General features: G+C 61.1%; 10 protein-coding genes and 2 pseudogenes. 5 read left to right on the top strand and 7 right to left on the bottom strand.

Annotated elements, in window-relative coordinates; translation table 11 throughout:
* A partial coding sequence (locus BRX37_RS25055) for an outer membrane beta-barrel protein (RefSeq protein WP_206434225.1) occupies positions 1-660 on the top strand: 660 nt, incomplete at its 5' end.
* 11 nt (positions 661-671) lie between these two features.
* On the opposite strand, the gene BRX37_RS25050 is transcribed toward BRX37_RS25055, so the two are convergent.
* Positions 672-1472, bottom strand: coding sequence for an alpha/beta hydrolase (locus BRX37_RS25050; protein WP_052027513.1), 801 nt, complete (start codon positions 1470-1472; stop codon positions 672-674).
* A gap of 189 nt (positions 1473-1661) precedes the next feature.
* On the opposite strand from BRX37_RS25050, the gene BRX37_RS25045 reads away from it, so the two are divergent.
* Positions 1662-2165, top strand: coding sequence for a MarR family winged helix-turn-helix transcriptional regulator (locus BRX37_RS25045; protein WP_037472742.1), 504 nt, complete (start codon positions 1662-1664; stop codon positions 2163-2165).
* Here the strand turns inward: BRX37_RS25045 and BRX37_RS25040 are convergent.
* From BRX37_RS25040 to BRX37_RS25010, 6 genes are all read right to left on the bottom strand, one after another.
* Positions 2127-2726 carry a hypothetical protein gene (locus tag BRX37_RS25040; protein WP_125990137.1) on the bottom strand — a complete coding sequence of 200 codons (600 nt, stop codon included), beginning with the start codon at positions 2724-2726 and terminating at the stop codon, positions 2127-2129. The genes BRX37_RS25045 and BRX37_RS25040 overlap by 39 nt on opposite strands.
* Before the next feature lie 27 nt (positions 2727-2753).
* Positions 2754-3002, bottom strand: coding sequence for a hypothetical protein (locus BRX37_RS25035; protein ID WP_125990135.1), 249 nt, complete (start codon positions 3000-3002; stop codon positions 2754-2756).
* A 928-nt stretch (positions 3003-3930) separates the two neighbouring features.
* Positions 3931-5046: an IS110 family RNA-guided transposase gene (locus tag BRX37_RS25025; protein WP_125990131.1), complete on the bottom strand. Its 1116-nt coding sequence runs from the start codon at positions 5044-5046 to the stop codon at positions 3931-3933.
* Positions 5047-5122: 76 nt separating this feature from the next.
* Positions 5123-8101: a Tn3-like element ISMpo10 family transposase gene (locus BRX37_RS25020; RefSeq protein WP_012449407.1), complete on the bottom strand. Its 2979-nt coding sequence runs from the start codon at positions 8099-8101 to the stop codon at positions 5123-5125.
* A gap of 4 nt (positions 8102-8105) precedes the next feature.
* A complete protein-coding gene (locus tag BRX37_RS25015) occupies positions 8106-8690 on the bottom strand; it encodes a recombinase family protein (RefSeq protein WP_010339849.1) in 585 nt (194 codons plus the stop codon).
* A gap of 133 nt (positions 8691-8823) precedes the next feature.
* Positions 8824-9300 carry a YkgB family protein gene (locus BRX37_RS25010; protein ID WP_010339850.1) on the bottom strand — a complete coding sequence of 159 codons (477 nt, stop codon included), beginning with the start codon at positions 9298-9300 and terminating at the stop codon, positions 8824-8826.
* Positions 9301-9404: 104 nt separating this feature from the next.
* Between BRX37_RS25010 and BRX37_RS25005 the strand changes: the two genes are divergently transcribed.
* From BRX37_RS25005 to BRX37_RS24995, 3 genes and pseudogenes are all read left to right on the top strand, one after another.
* Positions 9405-9947, top strand: coding sequence for a MarR family winged helix-turn-helix transcriptional regulator (locus BRX37_RS25005; protein ID WP_010339851.1), 543 nt, complete (start codon positions 9405-9407; stop codon positions 9945-9947).
* 96 nt (positions 9948-10043) lie between these two features.
* A pseudogene (locus tag BRX37_RS25000) lies at positions 10044-10502 on the top strand (IS110 family transposase); the annotation flags it as partial.
* Positions 10486-11556 (top strand): annotated as a pseudogene (locus BRX37_RS24995) (Tn3 family transposase); the annotation flags it as partial. The pseudogenes BRX37_RS25000 and BRX37_RS24995, both read left to right, overlap by 17 nt.
* Positions 11557-11701: the final 145 nt, after the last annotated feature.

The following is an 11701-nucleotide window of genomic DNA, read 5'->3' as shown; positions in this document are numbered from 1 at the left end:
GTTCCACGCTGTAGATCCCCACACCTCCCTGACTCGGCAGAAAGGCTTCAAGGTGGACGACTTTTACGCCGCCCGCAGCAGGACTATCCCGCCGCTACCGTGGTCGAATATTGCTCCGCCGTTCTCACTACTGTCTACTTGCGCGAAACAAGTCGGCTTTGGAGCAAAAGTTATTCTCTCAATGCGACCGGAAGCAGTGTCTATAGCTACGTAAATGCTGGTAAAAGCTGGAGCAGTGGCGCCCAGTTTGACCTTGCCTTCCCGATCGTCCCTCGTCTCAAGGCAAGCGCCAGTGCTAATCTTTTCAATGAACATACTCCGGTCGAAACGACGGATGGGCAAAATATGCAGCGCACATTTCGCTATACGGCAAACGGAACGTTTGAATGGAATGGCAAAGACCGGGGCAGCATATCCGGCGACGTCGCGCAATTACAGTGGTCATATAATAGCCCATCGCGGGAGTATCAGATCCGCAAAGGTTCATGGTTCGATTTTAGCGCCTCATATACGCATAGTCTGGATCGGACGCTATCGCTCTCGGGGACATTCAGATATTCAGGTCGCACAAACCAGCGTTTGATTGCGCCGTCGGTGGAGGAAATTTCCTCACGCCGCAGAGAACCTGAAGTACAGATCAAATTGCAGAAGACACTATAGATAATAATCTTCTATCGCGCCAATGTCTTGGTCAACCAATCTGATATTTGGCTAAGTACCTCTGGCAGGTGAGACTGACCCTTTTGATCTACCATAGTGTGATCATAGTCAGAAAATTCCCAGTAGGTGACGTTCTTGCGTCCGGATTTGCGGAAATTCGCGGCGAAACGCCTGGCAGATGTAACCGGGTTCGACTGATCCCGTTTACCTTGAACGACCAGAAATTCCGTCGCAGTGGCGCGCAATGCATCGTCCGATAGTCGTCTGTCCATTATATCGGACCACCATCGGTAGCTATTCGAAAGCCAAATTTCCGTGCTGTCGGGGTTCTTTCTTATTGCAGCTATGTGTTCCGGCGCTGTTTTCGCCTCTGAAGGTGGCAGAACCCTCACGAATGCCTCACGAAACGGCATTCCAGTCGCCGATGAAAAGATCACCGCGACGTTCGGCCGAACTTCAGCGGCAAGGATCTGCATCGCCGCACCGCCTTCTGATCCGCCAAACAAAACGAGTTTCCCGTTCCACCATGCCTCATTCCTGAGGCTTGCAATAACCTGGCTGTAGTCGGCGACCCTTTGGCTGATGGTATGGTGGGCCACGTAGGCTGGTCGGCAATCTTCTGGAAAAGACTTCGGAGCATCGCCTTCCAGAACACCGTATTTCTCGACCGTAAGGATTGCGGCGGATGGCAATAGCTTCCTGGCGGCCTCGATATTTGGGCTGGATGTGACCGATGTACATCCCGATCCCTGCGCCAGCACCAGGATGGGCTGTTGCGCTTCATTTGTTTGCCGATCCAGATACCAGGTCATGATGCTACCATCTGGCCGAACGCTGGAATGAGCTAATGGACTTCCTGAAGCCGTCACTCCCGAAGTCACGAACGAAAATGCGATAACCCAGCGCCATGGCTTCATGCAGCACCTACCCAATATGGACATCTATATGGCTTTAAAATATGTATGAGCCTACATAATTGTAAAGAGCGAAGGCAAAGCGTAGTGAAAGTTGATGAAAAGGCTGGGGATTTTATCCAGGCAGGGGGATTATTCTTCCTCGCTCATCGTTTGCGCCGCCTCTCTGAGGGGCTGGTAACCGAATGCGAGCGCTGGTTTGGCGAGGCAGGAATCATCGCTCCACCTCGAACAACGTCGATACTCTACCTAATCGAAAATCAAGGGCCGCAACGTATCACTGCCATCGCCTCAACCCTTCAGCAATTCCACCCGGTCATCATAGATTGGGTGGGAAAGCTGAAAAAGCTGGAACTGGTTACAACAGCTGCAGATCCAGTTGATCGCAGGCGCACGATCGTCTCACTCACACAGGCAGGGCGACAGGAGGTGCTCAAGATTCGTACAGCTGAGTCTGCGATCACAGCTGCTTATTCTGCCTTGGAGGTCGAAACCGGCGTGAACTTGATCGATGGAACCACGGCTTGGGAAACCGCCCTCTCCGACAAATCCTTATCTGTCAGGATCGGCGAGTACGATGCTCGCCAATGACCTGATCCCGTCTGATGGCAGGCCTGAACTCGCGAAGTGGCTACCGTGAATCTGTGTCCAAATAATGTACGGAGGCCCAGTAGGATACCAGCCCGTGTTCACCGTCACCGACACCGTGAAGCCAGTCGTGTCCGTATGGTGAAACGTCGCGCCCATCAGCTCCCAGTGATAATGGATCTTGTCGTCGAACTTCATCACGTGAAGCGCACGGTCGAAGTGGAAGAACACCGGGAAATAGCTTCCCGCGTCAGCGACCTTCTCGGCTGAATCGAAGGCAAACTCCACATATCCGCTGACGCGGTGTCCCTCGCTCTCGTCGACGAGCGCGCTCACGCACCCGACGCTTCCGAAAGCCGATTCCGGCGCGTTCAGCGAGGCCACCAGGTCATGCAGCGCCTCGTCCCGTGCAAGCTCGGGAATATCGGCGAGCCGATCGGGCCTGCCCTTGAGGTTCTTGAAGCCGTAATTGGCGTCGCCGTCCTCGCGGATCTCGCCGGTCCCGCCATAGGGAATGCCCTTGCCCTCTTGGGAAATCTGCAATGCGTTGGTGTAGCTGGGCACGAGCATTCCTTGTTTTCGCGGATGGGATCAGCGCAGCGTTCGCAGATAGCCACTGCCGTATGGTTCTAGGTGAAGCTCGTCGACGTCCTTGCCAAGGTCGCTGTTCTGATTGGGCGGTCCGCTCACCGAAACATAACGGCGCCGCACCAGCCCATCGATCGCCTGCTCCATGTCGGCCGATGTAGAGCCGGGCCGGTTCGGCAACCCCTCGATCAGGCCGCGCCTCTCGCGCAGCTCGCGCATGATCCATTCTTGCAGTTCGCTCAACGCCATCATGCCTGTCCTCAACAAGCCCTTCGCAGATGACCAACATAAGGGTTTGAGAGCTGCGCTTCGAGATGGGGCGCGACCCTGCCGGGCACGGCTCTAGCGCCACGCGTGCCGCCCGAGCCACCGTGCCGGCGTCTCGGCCCATGCGGGTAACGATCCTCGCGTGAGGTGTACCACCTGAGGCCGCGCCGAAGAGGCGCGACATCACCCGCAGAGCTGCGCGGCCTCCCCCGGAGGCCCGCTTTGCGGGGAACACCAGGGCTGCTGCCCTTTCGTTCCCGAAGGAAAATAGACGGCCCCGTGTGGTCCGCCAAGCACGGCACCCGACACCCTAGGGGGTGCCGGCCGCGCTAAGGCGGCCTGCCCGCGCCAGACCATCGATTTTCCTCCTCCCTCCCCGTCCCGCTCCTCGCCGGAGAGGCAGACCCGGTTGCTGCGGCAACCGGCTTTCAGCCGCAGGAAGAAGGAGGAAAGAGAATGGCTTACACCCGATACAAGGGCGATCCCTACTGGAAGCGCGCCAAGGTGGCTGGAACCAGCCCCGACGGCATCCCCTACGCCAAGGGCGACCGGGTTTTCTTCTACCCGGGGTCGGTACACAGAACGGACCCAGATATACGCTCTCATGACTGCCATCCGAGACGCTGGCCGAGTTTACCTTGTCGCTGGCCGCAAGACCAGCGTTCGCATTGACCTTGGCGGGTGTGCCGCGGACGCCTGATCGACGACGATTGATCATGCTCTCATCCGCGGGTTGGTTACCGCACTACCCGTATCCGTCGCTGGGCCTATCCTCCGTCTAAGTTCGGGCGTCGGACGAACCTGCCCCACCGTACACCGTGGATTGCCCATCACAGTCGGGTGCCCGCGGCACGCCGGCCAAGGCTATGCAGTTGGTGCCCTGGCGCCTCCTCCTGGAATTGTTCTGTGTGGATCAGCCGGCTATCGCTGGCGACACTCGACGGGCGATGTCCCAGGCATAGCCGACCAATTCACGCGCGATCGCGGTGGTCACCTTGGGCTGGGGCTTTCCGGTGGCCGCCAGGCGACGGTAGCGCTGGCACAGGCGAACCTGCGCCTTCCACCCGATCGCTTGGATGTCCTCGGGCAAGTCGATGACCCGTTCACGGTAGCGTCGCTCCTCGCGAGCGGGCAGCCGATACGACCAGCCCGCCTCGATCAACATCGTCCGTGCTTGCGCGTTGCCCGCGCGGGTAATCCGGCCCCGCTTGGTCTTGGCACCGCTGGAGTGCTCGGACGGCACCAGGCCGACATACGCCATCAGTTGCTTGGGATTGTCGAAGCGGGTGAGGTCGCCCACCTCGGCGACCAGCGTTGCGGCACTGACCAGCCTGATACCGCGCAGGACCTGCAGATTGCGGACCAGCGGCGCAAAACGCCACGCATCCACCGCTTCAGCCAGCGCCGCCTCCAGGCGCGCGACCCGTGCCTGGGCCTCCAGCACCCGCTTCTGCATTTCCTCGAATGCCAGCTGCTGGTGGGGAAACTCAAACCGCTGCTCGGACAACCACCGCCAGTACATTTTCGTCCAAGCCGCCTTGCCGCCAAAACGACGATCATGCCGCAACAGGAAGCTGCGCACCGTCTGCTTGGCCCCGATGGCATCGTCCTGCGCGCTGCGTCGCGCGCGGATGAGATCGCGTACCGCCTCGTGCGCTTCGTCCGGCACCCAGATCGCGGTGAGTTCGCCGGCGCGTAGCAGCCGCGCCAGGGTCATCGCGTCACGCCGGTCCGTCTTAACATGGTCGCCCGGGCGTCGCGGCATCATCGAGGGGGCGATGACGATGCAATTCTGTCCCAGCTTCGACAGCAGCCGATGCAAGCCATACCCACAGGGTCCCGCTTCGTAGCAGACGTTCAACGTCACACCCGGTCCCGTCAGCCGCTTGACCAGCTTCCTGATCGCATCGTCCTCGTTGGCGACCGTGCCGACGAAACGTACCTCGCCTCCGCGTTCCCCATCGGCAACCGCGACCGCGATGGTTTCCTTATGAACGTCCAGACCAACGTATTTCACTGCCTCCGTCATGACTCGTCTCCGCTGCTGACAAATCCATCATCAGCATCTCAGATTCGAGCCTCCGAGGCTCCGGCAGTCATGGGGTCTAAGGTTTTGCCGTGCCTTCGACGGCGCGCATCTGGCGAAGCGGTCTGAGCGCGGTGGATGGCGCATCGGGATCGGTCCAGAGGTAATCGCCGGTGAGATTGATATGCTGCCAACCGAGCGGTGATAGGTGTTGCAGCAGGTCCGGCGGGACCGGCCGGCCGAGGTTGGCGAGATGCATCCGGGCGGCTTGCAGGTAGGTCGTGTTCCACAGGACGATGGCACCGGCGACGAGGTTCAGCGCGCTCGCCCGATGGCTTTGGGCTTGCAGCGCATGATCGCGGATACGGCCGATGCGATGGAAGAAGATGGCGCGTTTCAGGGCATTTTCCGCTTCTCCCTTGTTGAGTTCGCGGGTGGCGCGGCGACGCTGTTCGGGCTGCTCGATCCAGTCGAGCGTGAACAGGGTACGCTCGACGCGACCGATCTCGCGCAACGCCAGTGCCAGGCCGTTGGCGCGTGGATAGGAGCCGAGCCGTTCCAGCATGATCGAGGCGCTGACGACGCCTGTGCGGATCGAGGTTCCCAGTCGCAGCACGTCGTCCCAGTGTGCCTCGATCAGACCTTCGTCGATGCGGCCCGCGACCAGCGGCGCAATATCGGGGCCGGGTTCGATGCCGTTAAACAGGTGCAAACGGCGTGCGGCGATATTCGGGATACGCGGCGCGAACCGGAACCCAAGCAGATGACATAGCGCGAACACATGGTCGGAGACGCCCCCGCCATCGACGTGATGCTCTTCGATGTGCAGATCGGCGCCGTGGTGGAGCAGCCCGTCGAGCACCTGTGCCGCCTCGCTCGCCGAAGCGGAGATAACTGTGGAATGGAACGGCGCGTAGCGATCCGAGACGTGGCTGTAAAAGGAGACAGCCGGCTCTGTCCCCTTGTGCGGATTGACTGCGCCGGTTGCCTGGGCGCGGCGGTCGAGCGGAAAGTTCTGACCGTCTGAGCTGGACGAGGTGCCGGACCCGAACAGCGCGGCCAGCGGCGCGGTGTGTTGGGCGTCGACAAGCCGGGCGAGCGCGCGACCGTAGGTTTCCTCGCGCAGATGCCATGAGGCGAGCCAACCGAGTTGGCGCTGGGTCACGAGATTGCAGGCTTCCGCCATGCGCGTATGGCCCAGATTGGTGGCATCGGCGAGCACCGCCGTGAGGATCGCACGTGGTTCATCCGCGGCACGGCCACTTTGCAGATGCGTGAAGCACTGGCTGAACCCGGTCCATCGATCGACTTCGGCAAGAAGGTCGGTGATGCGGATCGCGGGCAGATGCGCATAGAGCGGCGCAAGGGCGGTATCGGATTCCTCGGGAGTAATCGCCTTCAAGGGCGAAATCCGCAGCCTGCCCAAGCTGAGCTGCACGTCTTCCAGCGCGTCCGTCTCCGCCTTTCGCTCGACCTCGGCCAATCGACGGGCGAGGCGGGCGCGTCGTTCGGCCAGCCAGATATCGGCCGTATCCGGTGCCGGTATCGGCAAGGGGCCGGCCGCGCGCATGTTGGCGAATACGGGGGCAGGAATGAGTTGCTGCTCGACAGCACGATAGCGTCGGCTTCCCTCGACCCACATGTCGCCGGCGCGAAGCCGGTCGCGAAGCTCGACCAGCACGCACAATTCATAGATCCTGCGATCGGGAATGCCGGTGCCGATCGCCCGACGCCAAGCTTGCCGGATGAAGCCGACTGGCGTGCCTGCAGGCAATTTGCGCAGATGACCAAAATGAAGGTCGCGCATGATCGCGACCGCTCGCGCGAGCGCATGGCAGGCTGGCACCGCCCCGAATGTGAACGAGGCGATGAACGAGGGACCGACCTGTCGGAGGACGGGGTAATTGGTCGCGGCGACCGCGACGGGATCGACCGAATCGGGGCGGATCAGCTTGCGGGCTTCATCGACCTCGCGGCCGAGATCATTCCATCCGATCGCTGCCTCGACCGCAGCGCCGATATCGCCACCTGATATCTTGGCGGCGAGCAAGGCAGCGCCGAGTTGGGCAAGCAGCCGGATTTTGCCGTTGATGGTGCGCCGGTTGCGCTTGAGTGTCGTGTCCGCGCTGTTCTGTTCGCGCCGGAACATCTGCCCAAGCAGGCGATCGAACATCAGCACCGCATCGTCGGTGAGGGTAACGATGGTTTCGAGGATGGTCGCCACCAATGTGGCGCGACGCCGCGTCGCTTGCAGCGTCCGAACATGTTGCGCGGTCAGCCGCACGCCTTCCTGGCACAGGCGTCGGAGGCGCTCGGGATGGACGCCTACGGCGATATCCGGATCGATCCCGATGGCCCGAAGCAGTGTCAGTCGCTCGATGATGGCGGCGAATGTCTTTCGGCCGGGCTTGCCGGGTGACTGCCGCACCCAGGCCAGATCGCTCAAGTTCGTGCCTGTGTGGGGCAGGAGAAGCGCATCGAGCAGCCGGCGCTGTCGAGCATCGAGTCCTCGGGTCAGATGCTCGGCGACATGGCGTTCGGCATCGAGCAACGCCTGTGCGACCATCCGCTCGACCGAACTGATGCCCGGCACAATGATGCGCCGTCGCCGGCACTCATCCAGCATCACGCGCGCCAGCCTAGCCCCGCTGGTCGTCGTCAGCGCGATCGGCAGGAGCCATTCCTGCAACGTCGTTCGCAGCGGCCGACTGAGCGGCATGAAGCCGAATGCATCGCGCAGTGCATCGAGCTGTTCGTACCGGGTCGGGCCGCGCGTCGCGTAGTCGGCCAGCACCTCGGGTCCGACCTGCAATTGCTCTGCGACGAACGCGAGCGGCGTATCAGGGATCAGTTCACCGGGTCGCAGGAAACGGCCAGGATAGCGCAGCGCGCAAAGCTGGATCGCGAAACCCAGCCGGTTATGCGGTCGCCTCCGGCGGACGATGATGGCCAAGTCGTCCCGGCTCAATGTCCAGTGCTGGACGAGCAGGGTTTCGTCGTCGGGAAGCGCGAGCAACGCCGCGCGTTGCTCGTCCGACAGGACGGCGCGACGCGGCATCGGCTTAGACCTTGGCCGGTGCGGTCCAGCCGATCCGGGCAAGCGTGCCGAGAAGGGTCGAACGCGGCACCTTGAAGGTCCGGCAGACGGACGCCTTGCTGGCCCCGCCATCCAGCGCGGCGGTGATCCGCTCGAGCGTTTCGGCGTCGATCATCGGCGGGCGGCCACCTTGGCGTCCCCGGCGTTTGGCAGCAGCCAGTCCCGCCATCACCCGTTCGCGCGTGAGCGCACGCTCATATTGTGCCAATGCACCGAACAGCGAGAACAGCAATTCGCCGTGCGGCGTGGTCGTATCCATCTGCTCGGTCAGCGACCGGAACGCGATGCCGCGCGCCTTCAGATCGGTGACGATCGTCAGCAGGTGCGGCAGCGAGCGTCCGAGCCGGTCGAGCTTCCACACGATCAGTGTGTCGCCCGCGTTCAGATAGTCGAGGCAGGCTTTCAGGCCTGGTCGGTCGTCGCGCGCGCCGGATGCCTTGTCGGTATGGAGATGCCGATGATCGACCCCGGTTGCGACGAGCGCGTCCCGCTGGAGATCGACCGTTTGGCGGTCATCGGTCGTTGACACCCGCATATATCCGACCAGCATGTACGACAAACCCTCGAAAGCATGTTTTCGAACACCCTATCAAAGCGACAGGGTTTGTCGATCGTTATGGGCTGAGGCGGGTATGGTTCGGCAAAAGCGCAGGTCCGGAGCGTCGCCTATCACCTGTTTGCCGTCACGCGTCTGCTGTCCGTATGGACGCAAGTAGAAGGCACGCTGATGCCGCAAGAAGCACCAGGTCCTTCAACAGGAACTGTCCGGTTCCGGCCGAAATCGCCGGGAACCCGCCAGCGGTCGGCTCGGCGACGCCAGGCGTGCTCAGGAAAAACGTCAGTGTCACGGCATAAGTCAGGCATGACATCGCCGCGCCGAGAGCGGAGGCCGTCTTGTTGAAAGCACCGATAATCAGCGCAGCGGCCGTCGCGAGCTCGACGGTGCCTATAAAATAGCTTCCACCCTGCACCCCAAAAACGGCCGGAATCCAGCTCATGATCGGACTGTTCTTCATCAATGGCGCGATGCCCATCGCTTCATAGCTCGTGAATTTCATGCAACCGAACCAGAGAAAGATGACCACCAGCGCCCAGCGCAGCAACGCGAGAGACCCGCGAGAGCCGGTCGTCTTTTCAGCTATGTGTAATGTCGAAAACATGGTGCCTCGCTTTCATCATGGCGCATGACCTGCCTTCATGCTTAGACAGGCGTGATATATGCGCTGCGCATACACTATACGCCGTCAATGAATGAGGCAACCCTTTGAACGTACTCTCGGACCGGCTCGTCAATCTGTTCGGCGCCCTCGCAGTGGGCATCACCGATCGAATTAAGAAGGCGGCATTCGACCCGACGATACCCGGCGGTGGCGAAACCACCGCGGCGATCGTCGTCATCGGTCACGCGACCGGTCTTTCGATCGACGAATTAGGACGGGTGCTAGGCTTGTCCCACGCGGGGACGGTGCGGCTTGTCGATCGATTGGTTGCAGCCGGGTTCGCCGTTCGATCCAAAGCGCTACGGGACCGTCGTGCAGTAGCGCTGATGCTCACTGAGGCAGGCGAGACTCGCCTATCTGCGATCCTGCAACGAAGAAACGAGACTTTATCCGAAATCCTTAGCCATGTCTCGAATGCTGACCGCCTCGTGCTGGAACGTATTGCCGAGACAATACTTGCGCAGATGTCTGACGACGCTGTCTCGGCGCTGACGATATGCCGGCTCTGCGACGAGAGGCGATGCTACAACTGTCCGATGGATGCCTTTGGAATGCTGGAGTCGTCGACGCATAGAGTCGACCCATAAGTGCGCGCAGAGACGCTTAGACCCCATGACTGCCAGAGCCTCGGTGGCTCAAATCTGAGATGCTGATGATGGATTTTTCAGCAGCGGAGGCGAGTCATGGTGAAGGCAGTGAAATATGTTGGTCTGGACGTTCATAAGGAGACCATTGCGGTCGCAGTTGCCGAAGGGGAACGCGGAGGCGAGGTGCGTTTCGTCGGCACGGTCGCCAATGAGGACGATGCGGTCAGGAAACTGGTCAAGCGGCTGACGTCACCGGGCGTGACGTTGAATGTCTGTTACGAAGCGGGTCCCTGTGGGTATGGTTTGCATCGACTGCTGACAAAGCTGGGACAGAATTGCATCGTCATCGCCCCCTCAATGATGCCGCGACGCCCGGGCGACCATGTGAAGACGGACCGACGTGACGCAATGACGCTGGCGCGGCTTTTACGCGCTGGCGAACTCACGGCGATCTGGGTGCCGGACGAAGCGCATGAGGCGGTACGCGATCTCATCCGCGCTCGACGAAATGCGCAGGACGATGCCATCGGGGCCAAGCACGCGCGACCAGCTCCTGTGGACCCATGACGCCTATATCCGCGACGACAGCTACCGCGCGGCGCTGACTGTCCTCATCAACGCGCACCACCGCCTGCCATTCTCGCGGGTATGGGGCGATGGCACCACGTCCAGTTCCGATGGCCAGTTCTTCAGGGGTGCGAAGCGCGGCGCATCGGGCGGCGACATCAACGCCCGCTATGGCGTCGATCATGGATTCAGCTTCTATACCCATGTTTCCGATCAGCGCGCGCCCTATCACATCAACGTGATCTCAGCGGCGACGCATGAGGCACCCTTTGTCCTCGACGGCCTCACCAGCCATGGCACCGACCTGAAAATCGTCGAGCATTACACCGACACCGGCGGAGCGACCGATCATGTCTTCGCCCTGTGCGCCATGCTGGGATTTCGCTTCTGCCCGCGCCTGCGCGACTTTCCCGACAGGCGGCTCGCGCCGATGGCGCCGGTCATGGCCTATCCGTCCATCGCCCCGCTGTTGGGCAAGCGTATCCGCACCGACATCATCGCTGAACAATGGGACGACGTGCTGCGCGTCGTGGGATCGATCCAGGCCGGCCATGTCGCGCCGTCGGTCATGCTCCGGAAGCTCGCCGCCTACGAACGTCAGAACCAGCTCGACGTCGCGCTACAGGAAATCGGCAAGATCGAGCGAACGCTGTTCATGCTCGACTGGCTGGAAAATCCCGATCTGCGCCGGCGATGCCATGCCGGCCTCAACAACAGCGAGCAGCGCCATGCCCTGACGCAGGCGATCTACACCTTCCGCCAGGGCCGTATCATCGACCGCAGCCATGAGGCGCAGCAATATCGGGCATCCGGGCTCAACTTGGTCATCGCCGCGATCGTCTATTGGAATACGATCTACATGGACGCCGCCGCCCAGCATCTAAGATCAACATCGGTCGCGGTGCCTGATGATCTTCTTGCCCATACTTCCCCTGTTGGCTGGGAGCATATTGCATTTTCCGGCGATTTCCTCTGGGATCGCGCCGCCGCTTCCGCTGGCCGTAAGGCCCTAAATCTCCCGCCGGATAGCCGCGTCGCCTAAGCGTTCGTTAATTGTTCGCCCTTAGCGTTGCGTGTGGATGGCTCCCGCGTTGCGGTGCGATTTTCTGACGTTCTGACATGCCATATCGAGTGCAGTCGCGTGTCCGGCCTTTATGTGCAGCCTTTATACGGCTGCTGGCCTTGAA

The organism is Sphingomonas sp. S-NIH.Pt3_0716 (assembly GCF_003950715.1).
Lineage (GTDB): Bacteria > Pseudomonadota > Alphaproteobacteria > Sphingomonadales > Sphingomonadaceae > Sphingobium > Sphingobium yanoikuyae_A.
Note: the sequence above shows the minus strand (reverse complement) of the source record. Positions and strands in the feature narration are given on the sequence as shown.